Annotated in this window: 13 protein-coding genes; 1 reads left to right on the top strand and 12 read right to left on the bottom strand. The window is 56.9% G+C overall.

Annotated features, from left to right (window positions below):
- The first annotated feature begins 33 nt into the window (after window positions 1–33).
- Window positions 34–3,627, top strand: coding sequence for a response regulator (locus RTK01_RS03485; RefSeq protein ID WP_312279645.1), 3,594 nt, complete (start codon window positions 34–36; stop codon window positions 3,625–3,627).
- Between the two features lie 112 nt (window positions 3,628–3,739).
- Here the strand turns inward: RTK01_RS03485 and RTK01_RS03480 are convergent, their stop codons facing one another.
- The 12 genes from RTK01_RS03480 to RTK01_RS03425 form a co-directional block, all read right to left on the bottom strand.
- Window positions 3,740–5,011, bottom strand: a complete 1,272-nt coding sequence (locus RTK01_RS03480) for a TRAP transporter large permease (protein ID WP_312279644.1) — start codon at window positions 5,009–5,011, stop codon at window positions 3,740–3,742.
- Window positions 5,008–5,511 carry a TRAP transporter small permease gene (locus RTK01_RS03475; protein ID WP_312279643.1) on the bottom strand — a complete coding sequence of 168 codons (504 nt, stop codon included), beginning with the start codon at window positions 5,509–5,511 and terminating at the stop codon, window positions 5,008–5,010. The genes RTK01_RS03480 and RTK01_RS03475 overlap by 4 nt, the downstream gene beginning before the upstream one ends.
- An 83-nt stretch (window positions 5,512–5,594) precedes the next feature.
- The gene (locus RTK01_RS03470) at window positions 5,595–6,680 is read right to left on the bottom strand and encodes a TRAP transporter substrate-binding protein (protein ID WP_312279642.1); all 1,086 of its coding nucleotides are present in this window, start codon (window positions 6,678–6,680) and stop codon (window positions 5,595–5,597) included.
- A gap of 68 nt (window positions 6,681–6,748) precedes the next feature.
- Window positions 6,749–8,341: an amidohydrolase gene (locus RTK01_RS03465; protein ID WP_312279641.1), complete on the bottom strand. Its 1,593-nt coding sequence runs from the start codon at window positions 8,339–8,341 to the stop codon at window positions 6,749–6,751.
- A 184-nt stretch (window positions 8,342–8,525) separates the two neighbouring features.
- Window positions 8,526–9,647, bottom strand: a complete 1,122-nt coding sequence (locus tag RTK01_RS03460) for an ATP-NAD kinase family protein (protein ID WP_312279640.1) — start codon at window positions 9,645–9,647, stop codon at window positions 8,526–8,528.
- Window positions 9,640–11,187 (bottom strand): aminomethyl-transferring glycine dehydrogenase subunit GcvPB, encoded by a 1,548-nt coding sequence (gene gcvPB, locus RTK01_RS03455; RefSeq protein WP_312279639.1) that lies wholly within the window; start codon window positions 11,185–11,187, stop codon window positions 9,640–9,642. The genes RTK01_RS03460 and gcvPB overlap by 8 nt, the downstream gene beginning before the upstream one ends.
- Before the next feature lie 12 nt (window positions 11,188–11,199).
- On the bottom strand, window positions 11,200–12,570 hold the full coding sequence (gene gcvPA, locus RTK01_RS03450) for an aminomethyl-transferring glycine dehydrogenase subunit GcvPA (protein ID WP_312279638.1): 1,371 nt from the start codon (window positions 12,568–12,570) through the stop codon (window positions 11,200–11,202).
- Window positions 12,571–12,658: 88 nt separating this feature from the next.
- A complete protein-coding gene (locus RTK01_RS03445) occupies window positions 12,659–13,453 on the bottom strand; it encodes a glucose 1-dehydrogenase (RefSeq protein WP_312279637.1) in 795 nt (264 codons plus the stop codon).
- Window positions 13,454–13,690: 237 nt separating this feature from the next.
- A complete protein-coding gene (locus RTK01_RS03440) occupies window positions 13,691–15,169 on the bottom strand; it encodes a PLP-dependent aminotransferase family protein (RefSeq protein WP_312279636.1) in 1,479 nt (492 codons plus the stop codon).
- Window positions 15,170–15,539: 370 nt separating this feature from the next.
- Window positions 15,540–16,559 (bottom strand): PfkB family carbohydrate kinase, encoded by a 1,020-nt coding sequence (locus tag RTK01_RS03435; protein ID WP_397352247.1) that lies wholly within the window; start codon window positions 16,557–16,559, stop codon window positions 15,540–15,542.
- 38 nt (window positions 16,560–16,597) lie between these two features.
- Window positions 16,598–17,254 (bottom strand): bifunctional 4-hydroxy-2-oxoglutarate aldolase/2-dehydro-3-deoxy-phosphogluconate aldolase, encoded by a 657-nt coding sequence (locus tag RTK01_RS03430; RefSeq protein ID WP_312279635.1) that lies wholly within the window; start codon window positions 17,252–17,254, stop codon window positions 16,598–16,600.
- Between the two features lie 252 nt (window positions 17,255–17,506).
- Window positions 17,507–19,057, bottom strand: a 1,551-nt coding sequence (locus RTK01_RS03425; RefSeq protein ID WP_312279634.1) for a dihydroxy-acid dehydratase, incomplete at its 5' end; no start/stop codon positions are given.

The raw sequence follows: 19,057 nt of genomic DNA, 5'->3' as shown, positions 1-19,057 counted from the left end.
GCGAAAACCGTTGTTGGAAAAGGGGTGCTGCCAATGAAAGAGTGTGCCGGAGCCATGGGGCAGGTGCAGGAATTTTTGCGGGTTTGGTTTTGCCGCCGGGATGCAGAAACCGCGTCCCGGTATTTGTCCGACGAAATCGGCTTTGTAGGCCCCGGCGGCGGAGAAGACGTTTTGGGCGCCGCCGCCATGAATGGCTATCTCACACAGGACTGCCGGGAGGAGCCGGGCCAGTTTCACATCGTATTTCTCCACCCATGGGAGCAGCAGGTGGCACAGGGCTGCGCCTGTGTGAAGCTGGAGGTGCTCCTGCAAAATAAAGAATATAGCTGGCGACTGCGATTTTCCTTCCTGCTTCGTACGGAAAAAGGACTTTGGCGCGTTTGCCATATCCATATTTCCGAAGCTACGGGCAATCAGCGCGGTGCGGAGCACTATCCCCACACGCTGGTGATGGAAAGCTTGAACCGCCAGCGCAGCGACCTTTTAAACGAGGCCATTCCCGGCGGTATGATCGGCGGCTATCAGGAGCTGGGCTTCCCGTTCTACTTTGTGAACCAGCGGATGCTGGACTATCTGGGCTATGGCAGCGAGCAGGAATTTGTGACGGATATTGCGGGGCTGATATCAAACGGCATTCATCCGGAGGAGCGGGCCGAGGTGGCGCACCGGATCGCCGGGCAGATTGCCGAAAGCGGCGAATACACGGTGGAGTACCGGATGAGGAAGAAAACGGGCGAGTACATCTGGGTACACGATATTGGCCGCAGCGTCACGACGGAAAACGGGAAGCCCGCAATTATTTCCGTGTGCGTGGATATCACGGCTCTGCGCATCGCGCAAGAGGACCGTCGCCAACTGCTCAATACCATTCCCGGCGCGGTGCTGCGCTGCCGCTATGCCGAGGGTCTGGAGGTGATGGACACCAGCGACGTGCTGTACGACATCACCGGGTATGGACCGGAGGAGCTGGCGCTGGCAGGAGGCCGGCTGACAGCCCTGCTGGAGCCGGAGGACGCGGAAAAGATTCTCCCGGCCTTTCACGCGCAGCTTGCTGCGGGAGCCGGAAGCGTGTACACCGAGTGCCGCCTGAACCGGCGGGACGGTGAGACTATCTGGATCGCGCTGCGGGGACACATTACGGTTGCAACCGACGGCGGCGAGCCTGTGCTCTTCTGTATGCTTACCGACGTGACCGAGCAGGTGGAGGAACGGGCGCGGGTTCGCAGGCGGTTTCAGCGGGAATCGGACCATGCCACGGAGCTGGCGGCCCCGAATCTGGTTGCAAAGGCCCTTGCGAATTTAACGGAAGACGCATTCGAGTCCTATTCCGGATTGGGCGGCGCCGCCACGGCAGCGTATTTTACCGCTGCCACTGTGGACGAGGCCATGCGCTACATAGCCGACAGTGCCGCCTCCGGAGAGGATGCGGCTCGTTTTCTGGAGCGATTTTCCCGTGACCGCCTGATGGAGGCCTATGCCGCTGGAGAGACAGACCACAGTGTGGAGTACCGCCGCCGCCGCGCGGACGGAAAGATGATTTGGTGCCGGACGGTGGGCCGCACCTATCTCACCCCGGAAACTAGCCACCTGACGTTGTTTATTTACAGCTTTGATATTACCGAGGAGTGGCTTTCCCGCAGGCTTCTGGAGCAGGCGTCCATCATGGATTATGATTTTCTAATGGACGTGGACATTGAAAACAACCGCTATCACGTCGCGGCCCGGGGCGAGGCGGGCGTGATGAGCCTACCCGACACGGGGGAATTTCATGTGGAGTTCCGCAGGGCCTCCGCCGCCGCCATTCCGGAGGCGTCCCGGGCGGAATATTTCAAGCAGTTGGATTTTGACAACATCCGTGCCCGACTGGAGACGAGCCCCTCCTATTCTTTCACAGTGCCTAGCCAGACGAACAAGGGGCTGCGATATAAAAAATACAGCCTTTCCTATATTGACAAGATCACCGGCCATGTGTGTCTTAACAGAGTGGATATCACCGACATTATTGAAAGTGAACAGCGCCAGCAGGAGGCACTGCTTACTGCCCTTCAGGCGGCAAAGCAGGCCAATTTGGCTAAGAGTGACTTTCTCTCCCGCATGAGCCACGAAATCCGCACGCCGCTCAACGCCATCATCGGGATGGCGTCCATTGCTGCCTCCGCCGGGGATGACAGGCGGGAAATTTCAGACTGTCTTGCCAAAATCGGCGTTTCCTCGCGATTTTTGCTGTCCCTCATCAACGATATTTTGGACATGAGCCGTATTGAAAGCGGAAAGATGCTGCTCAAAAATCAGCCCTTTTCTCTCAAGGGCATGATCTGCAACACCGCCGATATCATTCGCGCGCAGGCGGGGCAGAAGGGCGTGGAGTTTGATTGCGTTCTGTATCCCGGGCTGGGCGAGGGCTACACCGGCGACGAGATGAAGCTCCAGCAGGTGCTGGTGAATATCCTGACCAACGCCGTGAAGTTTACTGCCGGTGGCGGAAAAGTTACCTTCTCAGCCGAGGAGGTGAACCGCGGGAAAAGCGACGCCACGCTTCGCTTTGTGATCCGGGACACCGGAATTGGCATTGATCCGGGCTTTTTGCCCCGGGTATTCGACGCGTTTGCTCAGGAGAGCGGCGGCTCCACCACTGCATACGGCGGTACGGGGCTGGGTCTGGCCATCTCGAAGAACATTGTGGACATGATGAACGGACATATTACCGTTCGCTCCATTCCAGAGGTGGGGTCTGAGTTCACGGTGGACGTGCGGCTGGGCGCAGGCCCGGAAGAGTGCCCTCGAAAGGAGGAGGCCCTTGCATACAAGGGGATGCGGTGTCTGGTGGTGGACGACGATGCCGCTGTGTGTCAAAGCACGGTGCAGATGCTTCGGGAGATGGGTGCTGCTGCCGAGGGCGTGGATAGTGGCCCGCAGGCCATCGCCCGGACAAAGGCGCTAATGGAGTGCCGCGAGTGCTTTACCGCTGTTTTTCTGGACTGGAAGATGCCGGAGATGGACGGAGTGGAGACGGCACGACGGCTGCGCGCCTTGGCGGGGCGGGAAACGATGATTTTCCTGATGACCGCCTATGACTGGGGCAGCATTGAGGAGCAGGCCCGCTCCGCCGGTGTGGACGTGCTGCTGGAAAAGCCGCTGTTCCGTTCCACGCTGGAGTCCGCCTTTGCGCGGGCTTCCTCGGGCAAGACACAGTCGAAGGCTCGGTCCGCCGCCAAGGCCCACAATTTTGAGGGCCGCCGTATTTTACTGGCGGAGGACCATCCCCTGAATGTTGAGATTGCCGTGAAGCTGCTGGAGCGGGTGGGCTTTGAGGTGGATACCGCCGTCAACGGCCTACGGGCGCTGGAGCTGTTTAAAAAATCTCCCGTGGGGTATTACGATGCGGTGCTGATGGATATTCGCATGCCGCTGATGGACGGGCTGACCGCCGCCGGTGCGATTCGCGGCATGAACCGGCCGGACGCCGCCCGAACGCCCATTTTGGCAATGACTGCCAACGCCTTTGAGGACGACGTGGAAAAAAGTCTGGCGGCGGGGATGAACGCCCATCTGGCCAAGCCGATTGAGCCCGAGGCGCTGTATCGTGCGCTGCATGGGTTTATCTGCGCGGAGGATGAGAATTTGTAAAGAAAGGTCCCGGCGTGCTGTAACACGCCGGGACCTTTTGCGTGGAGTACATCATAAAAACGAGACTCCGGCGCGGATGTATACACCTAAGAATGATCGGGAAAAAGGAGGGTCATCCCAAAATGCCGATGCTCAATGCGGGAACAAACGTCAGCAGCATGAGAACGCAGATCATTACTAAAATCATGGGCAAGATTTTGGCGGCAATTTTTGTAACCGGCACCCCGGAGATGGCCGAGGCAAAAAACAGATTGCAGCCGTATGGCGGAGTAATGAATCCAATGGCCAGGTTAACGGTCATCACAATACCGAACTGGATGGGACTCATCCCGATGCCGGTGACAATGGGAAGCAGAATGGGCGTCAAAATGACGCAGGAGGAAATATTGTCGATGAAGCAGCCCACAATCAGCAGGAATACGTTAATTACCAGCAGAATTAAAATGGGGTTGCTGATGTTTAAAATGCTGCTGGCGATGCTGGTGGGGACCTGCGACATGGTCAAAAACCGGGCGAAGGCCATGGAAATGCCCACGAGGAAGGTGGTTTGCCCGTTAATCAGAACGGTGTCCCGAAGGGCCTCATAAATGGCCTTTTTATCAAGCTCTTTGTACACAAACACGCCCACAAGAAGAGAATAGACAATGGCCACTACGGCGGATTCGGTGGGTGTAAAAATGCCGCCGTAGATTCCGCCCAGAATGATCACCGGCACCAGCAGTGCCCAGATGGAGGTGCGCAGGGAGGCAATCAGGGTTCCTATCTGAAACTTTTTCTTGGTGCCGTAATTGTACTTTTTTGAGGTAAAGTAATTAACACCCATCAGCACAATGCCAATCATAATGCCGGGAATAATGCCCGCCAAAAACAAATCGGAAATGGAGCACTGGGCGGCCACGCCGTAAATGACAAAGGGAATGCTGGGAGGAATAATTACGCCGATGGTTCCGGCGGCGGCGGCCAGAGCGGTGGCATAGGCCGGGTCATAGCCCTCTTTTTTCATCTCGGGAATCGTGATGCCGCCGATGGCGGTTACAGTGGCCGGAGAGGACCCGGACAGGGCCGCGAAGAACATGGACGCAACCACCGTGACCATGCCGGTGCTGCCCGTGATGGAGCCCACCAGCGCGTCCGCAAAATCCAGAATTCGTCGCGAAATACCCCCCGAGCGCATCAGGTTGCCCGCAAGAATGAAGAAGGGAATGGCCATCAGTGGGAAAGAGTCCAGTCCGCTGAAGCAGGCGGTGGCGATGGACGTCAGTCCGATATTGGTGGTGGTGACCATGGTGGTGATCGTTGCAATGCCCAGAGAAACGGCAATTGGAGCACCGATAATCATCAGGGCAAACATCACGCCGAATAGAATTAAAATCTTGAGAATCATGCGTTTTCACCGCCTTCCATGCTTGCCTGCGTCCCGGCTTTGAAGTCGTGAACGCAGTTTTGAAGCAGGCGGAACAGCATGAGGGTCATGCCCGTGGGGATGGAGGCATAGGGAATCCACATGGGGACCCCGCTGCCGATGGCAATCTGCCCTCCGCTTGCGACGCTGAGAGTCAGCTTGAGGGAAAGATAGGCCATAATGCAGACAAAGACAATCCAGATAAACGTGGAGAGGACTGTGCAGACTTTCTTTCCTGCCTGAGGAAGCAACTGATATACAACGTCAATATTGACATGCTTGCGCTCCTTTGTGGCAAAGGACGCGCCGACCCACGTCAGCCAGAGGAACATGTAGCGGGCGATTTCTTCACTCCAGGGCAGAGGAATTCTCAAAATATACCGGGTAAAAACCTGTGCAAAGACCAGAATGGTTGCCGCGGACATCAGGATTACCAGGAAAACTTCCTCCAGTTTTGTATTTAAGAATCTTAATACACTCATGAAAGATTGGCGCTCCTCTCTCTGGGGCCATACCGGGACCGAAGGCCCCGATATGGCTCCCTCGCTGTTTGCTGGGGCAGTTTTTATTTGTTGTGCGCTGTGGCCATCTCAATCAGGTCCTGACCAAAATCAGCGGCAGCGGTTTTGTAAACGGAGTCCTCCGCGACCTTCTTAAAGGCAGCTTTCTCATCATCAGTCAGGGTCGTGACCTGCACACCCGCTGCGGCGATTTCGGAGGCGAGGTCGGCATTTTCCTTTGTAATCATCTCCCGCTGATAGGAGATGGTGGCTGCTGAGGCTTCTTTAATCAGCGCCTGATAGTCGGCGGGCAGGCCGTTGAAGAAGTTGGCCGCGATGGTCAGCGGACAACTGGTCCAAACGTGCTCGGAAATGGTCATGTACTTCTGCACTTCATAGATAGCGTTGTTATAAACCAGAGCGGTGGGGTTTTCCTGCCCGTCCACGGTCTTCTGCTGCAAAGCTGTAAACAACTCGCTGAAGGACATGGGCGTGGGAATGGCACCAAGCGCCGTGAAATACTCCACATGCAGAGGATTGGTCATGGTGCGGATTTTCAGGCCCTTCAAATCGTCGGGAGTTTTGATCTCCTGCTTACTATTGGTAATGTTGCGGAATCCCACGTCCGCATAGCCCAGATTGATGATGCCAGTGCCGTCCAGCAGCTTCTGGTCCAGATACTGGCCGAAGTCGCCGTCCAGCGCCTCGTGGGCCGCGTCGATAGAGGTCCACAGGTACGGCAGGCCCACCACGCTAAACTCGGGCACGGAGGCGGAAATGGTGCCATCATTCAGATAAGCCATTTCCAAATCCCCGATGCGCATGGATTCCATGTTCTCGGACAGGGAGCCCAGTTGGGAGTTGGGATACAGCTCCACGGTGATGTTGCCGCCGGAGCCCTGCTCCACCATCGCCTTAAATTTTTCAACTGTGGCCGTATGAGAGGGGTGAGATTCGGCCACATCGTACGCGACACGGATGGTAACCTTGTCGGTGGAAGTCACCTGCGTGTTTACCTCCACGGGAACGACAGGGGAAGATGACGCACCGCTGCCCGCGCCCGAGCCGCCGGAGCTGTTGGTGCCGCCGCAGCCGGAAAGGACAGCGGCGGACATTGCCAGGGAAAGAAGCAAACTAAATGCCTTTTTCATCATAATTCTCCTCACAAATTCCATTACTCATAATGTTTGTCAAATATGCAAGCGTATCCGAGACACGGTTATTCACGGGAGTATACGAGCTTTCCGCCCAGATAGGTTTTCACAATGCCAATATCCTTGATTCTATCAGGGGCTGTCCGAAAGACATCTGTATCCAGCAGCACGAAGTCCGCCAGCTTACCGGATTCAATGGTTCCCTTGCGGTCTTCCTCATAGGAGACAAAGGCGGCGTTGCGGGTGTACATGGAGATGGCTTCGTAAACCGTGACCCGCTCCTCGGGAAACCAGCCGTCCGCCGGCCAGCCGTCCATTCCCTTGCGGGTGGTGATTGCGTAAATTCCGTCCATGGGAGCGAAGGACTCGCAGGGAGAGTCGGAACCGGCTGTCAGAATCACACCGCTGTCAAGCAGAGTTCTCCAGCAATAGTGGTATCTGGCCCGCTCTCGGCCCACCCGGGTTTCCGACCAACGGACATTGGTAGACACAAACATGGGCTGAATGTCCACTACCACCGGCAGCTTGGCAATGCGCTCCACCACGTCCTGATTCAAAAGGGACATATGTATCATTCGGAAGCACCGGGAATCATTGTTGGGGTGGTCTGCCACGGCGTGCTCGATGGCTGTAGTCAGCATTTCGGCGGCTTTGTCGCCGATGACGTGGGCTCCCACCTGAATGTTCTGGTCATAAGCCAGCTTTACCTGACGGTCCAGCTCCTCCTGCGTGTAATTAGGAACGCCGCAGGTGGAAGGGTCGTCTTCGTAGGGCTGGGTCAGCAGTGCAGTGCGTCCGCCCATGTTTCCGTCCACATAGAGCTTATAGAAGCCGAACTTCACCATGTTGTCCCCAAGCCCCGTGCGGATGGAGCAGCCGGGCAGCCGGTCAAAGCCCAGAAAGACCCGGGCGCTCAGGCGGCCCTCGTCCGCCAAATCCTGATAGACGCTGGTGAACTCCGGAAGGTTGCAGTGAAGCCCCTGAATGGCGTGAACGCCGGTCAGGCCGTGGCGGTTCAGCTCCCGGCAGGCGGCCTCCACCGCGTCTTTACGGCCCTCCTGCGTGGACAGAGCGTCGGAAATCAAGGCGGCGAGGTCCGCGCCCGCCGCATCCAGCAGCGTGCCGGTGGGCTGGCCGTCGGGTCGAAACTCCACAGTACCCTCTACCTTGGGGCGGAAGCCGGGACCGATTCCTCCGGCCTTCAGCGCAAGGGAGTTGGCCACGTTCACGTGGAGACAGTAGCGGGTGATCAGCAGGGGATGGTTGGGACAGACGCGATCCAATTCCTCCTTGGTGGGAAGCGCCTTGCGGTCTGTGAATTTCTCATGGTCGAAGCCCACGCCGAGAATCCACTGTCCCGCAGGCGTTTCCTGCGCCCGCTGATCAATCAGCTCCAAAAGCTGCTCAAAGGACTCCGCCTTTTTAAGATTTAGCTTCAGCCGGTCCCGGGCGTAAGCAAACAGATGCTGGTGGGTGTCGATCATGCCGGGCAGCACTGTGGCTCCTGCCAAGTCCACCACATTTCCGCCGGACAGACTCCGCGCCTCTGCCTCCGTGCCGCAGTATAAAAATTTGCCGTCTTCCACAACAAAGGCGTCACAGCGGTCGCCCTCTGTCAGCATGGTGTAAATCGTTCCGTTGATGTAGGCTGTGGCCATACTTCACCTCCCTTTTCATCTTGGCGGCGCAAAAGCGAGCCGCCCGCGCCTGCGCCGTTGAGCGTGGTTACTTGTCTAAGAAATTCTGAAAATCCACGGTTGTAATTTAGCTAATTACATTATTGCATTTTTTTATGGATTGTACCACAACCAAGCGGCAGGGTTTCACCCATCCAAATTTCTGTCAATCTTGACAAAGGAGCGAATGAAATCTGCCGTATCCGCACAGGACCTGATAATAACCCCGCAGTTCTCGGCAGATTTCAGGGTCGTCGCAGTCCACGTGCAGCCGGTGGCGGGGAAGGGAAAGCAGTTTGGCCTCTCCCGCCACGACCAGCAAATTCTCCTTTCCCACGGCGCGCAGGACCCGGGCGCTGAACTGATGATTTCCCCGCCCGAAAAGAAAACCCTGCCCGCCGATGGGGGAGACAATAATTTTCATCCTGCCCGTCTGAGCGTAAGACCAGAGGCGTTCCTCCGTCAAGTCTTTTTCCACCAGCGTTCCGCCATGAATCATATCCACGCCCAAAAGCTCATACTCCAGCCCCAGCAGGCGGGAAATGCACTTGGCGGTGGAGCCGGAACCCACGGCGTAAAAAGCATCCGGTTCCATGTGGTCCCTGAGGTAAAGGGCTGCGCCCCGAAGCTGGTCCTCTTCAGAGGAAAAGCCCCCCTGCTTCATGGATTGGAGTGCGTCCGGCTGGTTAGGCACCAGCATGGAGCCAAACAGTGCGGCTCGGACGCTACCTGTGCGGTAAGCGTCCTCGTCCAAATCTACCACCTCTCGGGAAAGCATGGATACAGGAAGGCTCTGTGCGATGTTAGCGGCGATGGCCCCGGCGGATTCCGGGTGCAGCGCAAACACGGCGGACTGGATTTTTACGCCTGCGGGAATGCCCAGCACGGGGAAGTCGCTTCCTACGGCTTCGCAGATGTTGCGGGCGGTTCCGTCGCCGCCTGCAAACAAAAGCAGGGCCGCGCCCCTTGCGCGAATTGCTGCCGCTGCGGCAATTGTGTCGGCCGGGGAGGTGGGCGCTCCCGCCCGGTAAACCACCTCGCAAGGAAGATCCAACTTTTGGCACAGGTCCTCGCCCATGGGGCCGGACGCGGTTCGAATTAACAGGTTTTCGCGGTACGGAACCAAAAGCCGCATGGCCCGCTCTGCCTTTTCTCCGGATTCCGGGATTGCCCCCTTCGCCCGGGCGGCGGCAAGAACGCGCTTGCCGTCGGTTCCCTTCAGGGCCACCTTGCCGCCCATGCCCGCGATGGGATTGACGATCAGCCCCAGCGCCTTAGTGTTATTCATGCTGCCTCTGGTATGCCCTCCACGTCACGGCCAGTTGATCCACCGATTCCACGGTGTCTTTTTCCAAGGGGGAAATAGGGCCGTTGTGTGGGGCCGTGAGAACGACCTCCGGCGTGGTGTACGCCTCGTCGCTGATCTTTTTCAGGGCGGAGACATATTCGTCAATGTCGTCCTTGGAATAGGATTCGGTGGGCTCCGGCGTGTAAGGCTCGGGCACCACAAGGGGATGGTGGCTGGGGAAGAAGCGCTGGAAGCCGAAATCCAGCATGTGACGGTTCACGTGCTCGGCGCCCACACCGGTTTCCTCCAAAAGCTTTTCAAAGCTGTACCGCACCTGCTCCAGACGGTTGGGGGCCTCCTCCGCCCAAGGCATGGTGATGCCCCGCACTTCGCCCAACAGGCGCTTCATCATGTAGTTGTTATTTAAAATGGCAGCCTCACCCACGGCCTTGAGTCCGTCGCAGCCAAGGCTCATCACCCAGGAATAGGCCCGCAGCACCGCCGCCAGAGAGCCTTGAAACTGGCGCACCTTTCCGATGGAGGCGGGGCCGTCATAATCGGTAGAATAGCGCTCTCCGTCAAAGTGGACGCGGGGGCGGGGCAGGTATTGTTCAAGCTCCGCGCTCACGCATTGGGCGGCACAGCCGGGGCCCATGCAGCCGTGGGGTGAGGAGAAGGCTTTGTGGAGGTTGAAGTGGCACATATCCGCCCCCAGCTCTTTAGCGCGGACCAGGCCGAACAGGCCGTTGTAATCCGCCATATCGCATACGCACAGTCCCCCGGCTTCGTGAACCACGTCCACAAACTGACGGACGATGGGGTTGAATACGCCGGTGTCCTCCGGGTTGGTGATAAAAATACCCGCCGTCTTTTCGGAAACCACCGCCTTTAGATTTTCAAGGCTGGGATAGCCGCTGTCGTCGGGATAGAGACTGATGACCTCAAAGCCCTTGGTGGCGGGTGCGGCGCCGTTCAGTGGGTGGGAGAGGATGGTGGTGATAATTTGGGTGCGCTGTGTCTCCTCGCCCCGGTCACGAAAATAATGCTTCAAAATCGCAGCATTGGCGAAAATGCCCTGCCCGCCGCCGCCTGCCTGAAAGGAGACGGCGTCCAGCCCCGAGATCTCTTTCATAATCTGCTCGAACTCATAGATGATTTTTAAAATGCCCTGAGCGGTGCTGTCATCCTGATAGGGATGAAGCTCTGCGAACTTGGAAGAGCGGACAAACTGCTCGTTGATTTTGGGGCTGTATTTCATGGTGCAGGTGCCAAGGCCGATATCAATATTGATATCCTGACCAATCGTCTCCTGCGAAAGGCGCAAGTAGTGGCGAAGCACTTGGGGCTGGGCCATTTCCGGCAGGGCGGGCTTTTGCGTCCGCCGCAGCCCGGCGGGCAGCAGCTCTTTTCCGGAGGAAACCCCGGCCTCTTTGGATACGTCCGGAAGCAGGATACCCCGGCTGCCGGGTACGCTCTGCTCGAAAATGATGGGCTCATCCCACTGTGCTTCGTGGAAATTCCGCAGTTTTGAATAAGACACGTCGGTTCCTCCTTACAGAATCTTTTTGAGTGCGTCTGCCAGCACGTCAATGTCGGAGAGCTCGGTTTTCTCCGTGACGCATACCAGCATGGACTGCCCCAGCTCCGGCAGCTCGCGGCTCAGGTCATAGCCGCCGAAAATTCCCGCGCCCAGCAGTGCCCGGTTGATTTCGGACACGGTTTTTCCGCAGCCGTCGAAATTCACCACCAGCTCCATAAAGCTGCGGCTTTCGGCATAGGGGAGCCGCACGCCCTTTAAACAGGAAAGGGTTCTCTGGGCGTAATCGCTTTTGCAGAGGATATTTTCCCCCAGTTCCCGCATACCCTCCGGGCCCATCACCGCCAGATATACCGCCGCGGTCACGGCCCACAGGCCCACGCACGTCCCAAGATATTCCACGGCTTTTTCCCGGACATAATAACTGGTGCGCTCCGGCAGGGCGCGGGCATAGCCAAACTGGCCCTTGGAGTTTTGGAAAATGCTGTACAGATGGTGGGGATAGTTCATGACGTATTTTTCTTCCTGCCGGGTGGCCAGATAGCCGCCCAAGCCCCCGCCATAGCTCATGTGGATACCAAGGGGCTGGATGTCTCCGCAGGCGATATCCGCGCCGTAATCTGCCGGGGGTGAAGCAATACCCAGCGCTGAAGGGTCGGCGTAGACAATGTACTCCGCGCCGACGGAGTGGGCAAGCTTCCCGATTTCCCCGCACTGCTCTTCAAAAAATCCCAAGAAGGCCGGGTTCTGAATGAAAACGCAGGCTACATCGTCATGCAGCTTGCTCTTGAGGTCCTCCAAATCCAGTTGACCGTCGGAGCGGGAAGCCACTTTCACCAGCTCCATCCCCTCGCAGTAGCACGAAAGCTGGGAATACAAACTGGGATTCATGGCCGCGGGAACCAGAGCGGTTCCCCGCCCATTGATGCGGCGAGACATCATCACGGCGGTGGAAGCCGCCTGCCCGCCGTCATAGGTGGGGAAGCCCACCACGTCCATGTCCAACAGCTCGCCCATCATGCTGGTGAACTCAAAAAAGGTCTGGAGCTTGCCGTGGTCGGCGTAGGTATCGCCGCTGTAAGCGGTGAGAAATTCCGACCGGCCGTTGATCTCGTCGCACACGGCGGGAACGTGGTGGTTATAGCAGCCCGCGCCCAAAAAGCTGATGCTTTCGTCGCAGGAGCTGTTTTTGTCAAGAATGCCGTTCACATGCTTTTTAAGGGCCATTTCGGAAAGAAACGGCTCCGGCAGGTCCAGGGCCTGCTTCATCCGAACCTCGTCCGGAATAAACGCATAAAGCGCTTCCACAGATTGTGCGCCGATGAAATCCAGCATCTCCCTGCGCACAGCGTTGTTGCTGTTAGGGATGTACGGATACTGCATCATAGTGTCTGCCTCCTAATCGGTCTGCGGCCAATCACCGCGTTTTAAAGGAATGGGATACCCGCTTTGTATCTGAACCTTGCGGCGAGGCTCAGGCGTGGAGAATGTCAAATGTTTCAGGCAGAGTGCTGCCGCCGTCGATGACCATTTCCGTGCCGGTAATGTATTTCGCCTCGTCGGACGCGAGGAAGGCCACCAAATCGCCGATTTCCTCAATGTCGCAAAGCCGCTTGAGGGGAATGAAGCCCGCCATGTCCCGCAGTGCGCCCTCGGGATCCTCCGGGCGGCTGTCGGCAGCCACCTGCTCCACCTTGGGCGTGCGTACCCAGCCGGGAAGCACGGCGTTGACGGTGATGCCATAGGGGCCGGCTTCGTAGGCCAGCGCCTTGGTAAAGGACAGCACAGCGCCCTTTGTCATGGAATAGGTGGTCTGTCCTTCGTCCACCACTTTCACGCCCGTGACGGAGGAGGTATTGATAATGCGGCCGTACTTTGTCTTCAGCATATAGGGATATACCGCGCGGGCCATGTTCCACACGCCGATGATGTTCACGCCAAAAATAAAGTCGCGGGTCTTCGTGTCCAGTTCCTCGAACCGGACGCGGCGGTTGACTCCGGCATTATTGAAAAGAATGTCAATTCTGCCATATTCGGCGGCAACCTCGTCCACCGCCCGCTGCACGTCTTCCAGATTGCTGACGTCCACGCGCTTTGCCGCGGCCTGATACCCCATGCTGCGAATTTCCTCTGCGGCTGCTTCCACCGATTCTGCAAAATCCATGAGAATTACGGTAGCGCCGTGCTTTGCAAGTACCTTGGCGCTTCCGTTGCCGATCCCCTGCGCGGCTCCCGTGACAATGGCAATTCTGTTGTCCAGCTTTCCCATAGTTAATCTCTCCTTAAAAAGTCTGCGTTCCAAGCGCAATGTAATATTACGGTTTCGGAATTGCTCCCATTATATCGGGGCTTTCCCTGCTTGTATCCGACCAAGCGGCACAAACTAAAGCAACCAAACTTTTGAAAGCACAAAATCTCCGGGCCATAAACACGGCCCGGAGATTTTTTCTTCAAAATATCCAAGAGTTTCTAAAAAATGTTACGGTCAGCCGTCCGCGGTCGGCGTTTACAGCAGGCCGCGCACAATCTGCGACAGGCAGCGTATGCCGCTTTCCATCTCGCTCATAGAGAGATATCCATAGGTCAGCCGCAGATGAGAGGTATAAAGCGGATCGTAAATACTGCCCGGAGGAACCAGAAGTTTTTCCTTCAGCGCAAGGTTAAAAATTCGCTCCGCAGAAAGCTGATGCTTCAGCTTCACCCAAACAAAAAACCCGCCGGTGGGCCGGTTCCACTCCGCCAGATCGCCGAAGAACTCTTCCAGCAGGCGCAGCATAAAGTCCCGCCGCTCCCGGAGCTGCGCTCTGGTGACGTTGATGCCCTCGTAATAAAGGCCGCTGTTCAAAAGCTCCTCCGTCACCTGCTGCGTAAGAACGCTGACGCCGTAGTCCATCTGCATTTTGATGTCCGCCAGCCGGTCCACCACCGGCTCCGGCCCCACCAGCCAGCCCAGCCGCAGCCCGGGGGAGAAGCATTTGGACAAACTTCCGATATACACCACGCCGCCGCTTTTATCCAGCGCCTTTAGGGGCGGCGGAGGCGGGGTGTCCAGCCACAAATCGCAGAATACGTCGTCTTCAATAATAGGCATATGTTGCTCCGCGCAGTATTTCAGCACCTCCAGCCGCCGTTCCTCGGGCATGACGATTCCCGTGGGATTTTGAAACGTGGGAATGGTATATAGAAGGGAGCACACTCCCTCCCGGGGCTGATTGTGTATCATCCACGGTAAAATCCCGTCTTTATCCATAGGCACGCCTGTCAGCGTGGCCCCGGCGGACTGAAGAATATTCAGGGACTTGAGATAGGAGGGCGACTCCATGTAAACCGTGGAGCGGGGCTGAACAATCCCGCTGGCAATCAACTGAAGCGCCTGAAGCGCACCGGAAACAATTAAAATGCAGGAGATGGGGACGTTGATGCCGCTGCGCTTCAAATGAGCCTGCACGGCCAGCCGCAGCCCCGGCATCCCCAAAGGGTCCGGGTAATTCATAAAGAGCTTGCGCTCCGACAGGCTGGCCAGCGCCTTTTTCGCCAAATCCATCTGCACCAGTTCCGGGGAAAGCTCTCCCGTGCTCAGGCGGACGATACCTTCCTCAAATTCCAAATGGTTAATGGTCTGGACAGTGGGAATGTTGGAGCGAAAGCTCCCCGCCGTAATATATCGTTTCCAGTTGGGGGACTTGGCGTGCATCAGCGCGGCCCAACTGTCGCTGGCAATCCGGGTGCCGCCGCCATAGTGCCGCTCGATCAGGCCCATGGCGGCCAGCTCGTCCATGGCCTCCACAATGGTGCTGCGGTTTACGCCGAAACGCTCGGAAAGTCGCCGCTGAGAGGGAATGCTCTGGCCGCTTACCCACTCTCCGCGCGAAATTTTCCCGCTGAAATAGCTGACAATCTGACTGTACAGAGGGACGCCGGAGGCGCGGTCCGGCGTCCAGTTAATCAAAATGGGCTTGTCCTGATTTTCGTGTATGTCAGACATATGGCACAGCTCCCTTTCTGCGAACGCGGTCCGGAACGCCCGGCGGCAGTTCTCGGGATCGGGGTTTTCCACTTCGATATGTTTTGCTCATCTTAGCAGAGGAGAGCGGGAAAAGCAAGGCGCGGTTTGCCAAAAACTCACCGCCATAGATGGCAGTGTATATGGATGTTTTCAAGAGGCGGGCATGATTTTTCATGATTGCTGTCTTCCCCTTTGACAAGAAGTGCCTTCCTCTTTTGAGGAAGGCACTTCTCGTCAATAATGACGTATTGTCGCACAGCCACGCTGTGACCGCGACAGTCATCTGCTGATTTCTCTCTGTATCTATGTCAACAGGATTGCGTCAAAATTCTTACTGCAAGAAGCTGTTTTATCTCTGGACGCGACCGGAAGCGTTGCCGCCCGCCAGATTTTCCACTTCGGAAATGGAAACGAGGTTGAAATCATGCTCAATGGTATGCTTCAGGCAGGAGGCTGCGATGGCAAAGTTGATGACCTTCTGGCTTTCGCAGCCGTTCATCAGAGCATAGATCAGGCCGCCGCCGAAACTGTCGCCGCCGCCCACGCGATCCACGATATCAATGCGATAGGTGGGGGAAAAGACGGCCTTGCCGTCGCTGTACAGCATGCCGGCCCAGTCGTTTACAGAAGCGGAGAGACTTCCCCGCAAAGTGATGGCGACCTTCTTGAAGCCAAAACGTTCGCTTAGCTGCTTAGCCACGCTGATGTAGCCCTCGTGGCTGATCTTGCCGGTATTCAAATCGGTATCAGCCGCGGCGATGCCGAATACATCCTTGGCATCCTCTTCGTTGGCAATGCAGACGTCCACGTAGGGCATCAGCTTGCTCATGGTTTCGCCGGCCCGCTCACGGCTCCACAGCTTTTTGCGGAAGTTCAGATCGCAGCTGACGGTGACGCCCATCTCTTTAGCGGCCTTGCATGCTTCCATGCAGATTTCAGGAAGTTTGCCGCCCAGTGCGGGGGTGATACCGGTAAAGTGGAACCAATCAACGCCCCGGAAAATGCTATTCCAATCAAAATCAGAGGGCTGAGCCTGAGAAATAGCGGAGTTGGCGCGGTCATAGATGACCTTGGAGGGACGCTGAGAAGCACCCTTCTCCACGAAATAAATGCCCAGACGGTCGCCGCCGCGCGCGATCATGCCGGTATCAACACCATAGCGGCGCAGCTCATTGATGGCGCACTGACCGATCTCATGAGCAGGGACCTTGGTTACGAATGCGGCATCAACGCCATAGTTGGCCAGAGACACAGCGACATTGGCTTCGCCCCCGGCATAGGTGGCCTCAAATTTTTCGGACTGGACAAAGCGCTGGTACCCTTCCGGATTCAGGCGCATCATAATCTCGCCAAAGGTAACGATTTTCATAGCGATGTACTCCTTTTTCAGATAAGTAATTGGTGCCCTTAAGCGTTGTGTGCAATTTCCACCAGTTGCCGTGCCACCTCGGTGATCTTCTGGTACTCTCCGGCTTCAATCCAGGCCTTGTTGGCCAGATTCCCGCCGACACCGGCGCCGGACATTCCGACCTTCAGGAAATCAGCAAAGTTCTTTTCACTGATGCCGCCCACAGCAAGAAGCTTGATATGGCTCAAGGGGGCACGGATGGCCTTGATGTAATCCACGCCCAAATTTGAGGCAGGGAACAGCTTTACATACGCTGCGCCGCACGCGTGTGCGTACTCGATCTCGGTGGGGGTCATGGCGCCGGGCATTGCCACCATGCCCAGTTCCACCGTGCGGCGGATGACGGCGGCGTTGGTGTTGGGGGCGATGGTATAGCTACCGCCTGCCTGCGCGGTCAGCTCGACCTGCTTTACGGTTAAAACAGTGCCGGAGCCAACCAACATTTTGCCTGCGTACTTTTTGGCGATGGCAGCAATGCAATTGGCGGTTTCCTCATCGGAAGAGGGGGCCTTCGGATTGAAGGGGACTTCCATCAGACGGATGCCGCCCTCGTACAGCGCATCTGCCACCTTCATGCACTGCTCTGTTTTGATGCCGCGGACAATGGCAATGACTTTTTCCTGATCGACCTGTTCTTTGATTTCTGCAATCGTCATAATAATCCTCCTGTATTGTTCGTCATAAAATATCGGTTGTAATTGAAAAACGGAAGTAATATCCGTATGAGCATTCTGCCGAAGAAAACAGAGATTTAAGGCAAAAGGATGCGTGGAAGCGTTGCGGGAGCAGAGATTTCCGGCAAGAGAAAAGGCCGCTGTAAAGCGGCCTTTTCCTCTGCAGAGGACTTAATGAGACACAGGAAGTGCCTCCGCCCCGGCGCTTCTTGATGTATATGATTTAAAAAGAGATTACAGGTTCTCCAGCTTCTTCATATCCATGACAGCGCCCTCAGCACCGGAGCCTGCCAGCTTGCAGTACAGGCTCAGCCAGCCACGGGTAAACTTGGGCGCGGGGGCTTTCCATGCAGCCTTGCGGACGGCCAACTCTTCGTCGCTGACCAGAACGTTCAGAGAACGCTCCTCGACGTCAATGGCAATGCGATCGCCGTCACGGACCAGAGCAATGGTGCCGCCCTCAGAAGCCTCGGGAGAGATATGACCGACAAAGCAGCCGTTGTTGGTGCCGGAGAATCGACCGTCGGTGATCAGAGCGGTGGTTTTTGAAAGCCCGCGGCCATAGAGATACTTCATAGCCTTGTACATCTCCCGCATGCCGGGGCCGCCCTTGGGACCCTCATAACGAATGACCACGACATGGCCGTCGTGGACCTTGCCCGCCAAAATCGCCTCCTCGGCGGCTTCCTCAGAATCGAAGCAAATAGCCTCGCCCTGAAAGTGATGAAGGCTCTTGTCAAAGGCACCGGGCTTGGTAATGCCGGTGTTGGAGGCCAGGTTGCCCCGCAAAACTGCGACGCCGCCGGTGAAACCGAAGGGGTCGTCAAGGGTACGGATGGTGTGGCCGGTGTCGGGATAGAGATACTTGTGGGAAGCAATGTTCTCGCCAATGGTATGTGCGGTAACGGTCATCTGCTCGTAATCCAGATGCTCGCGGGTCAGGTTCTGCATCATACGCATCACGCCGCCGTCCTTGAAGAAATCAATGACATTGTAGTTGCAGGCGGGATTCATTTTGGCGATCTGCGGCGTGGTGCGGGAGAGGGCGTCGAACTCGGCCAGAACGTCGATATCCAGCTCAGCCTCGTGAGCAATGGCGATCAGGTGCATAACGGCATTGGTAGAGCCGCTCATGGCCATGCAGGCCTTGATGGCGTTGCGGATGCTGCCGTTGGTAATAATCTTGCGGGAGGTAAGCTCTTTTTCAACCAGCTCCATGATCTTGATGCCGGTTTCCTCGGCCAGAGCAAGGCGGCGGGCAGAGGTGGCGGGCGCTAAGCTGGCGTCCGGAAGCGTCATACCCAAAGCCTCAGACAGAGAGCACATGGTGTTGGCAGTGCCCAGATAAGAGCAGGAACCGCATCCGGGGCAGGCGGTATCTTCAAGAGACACGTATTCTTCCTCGGTAATCTTACCCGCAGAAAGCATTCCGTAGGCCTCGGTGCTGGAGGTCTGATCGGATTCGCGGCCGTCAAACACCTTGCCGCCCTCCATGGGACCGCCGGGAAGCACGATGCAGGGGATATCCAGACGGGCGGCTGCCATCAGCATTCCCGGGACAATTTTATCGCAGGAGCCCAGCAGGACCAGTGCATCAAACTGATTGATCTGCGCCATGGTCTCAATAGAGTTGGCGATAAGTTCGCGATGGGGAAGAATGTAGTGCATACCGGTATGGCCGTTTGCCATGCCGTCGCAGCCGCCAATCACGCCAAATTCCACGGGGGTGCCGCCGGCACGGTAAACGCCGTCGCGGACGCGCTGTGAAACCTGACGCAGGTTGAA

It is taken from the genome of Oscillibacter sp. (genome assembly GCF_031978065.1).
Taxonomy (GTDB): domain Bacteria; phylum Bacillota; class Clostridia; order Oscillospirales; family Oscillospiraceae; genus Oscillibacter.
Note: the sequence above shows the minus strand (reverse complement) of the source record. Positions and strands in the feature narration are given on the sequence as shown.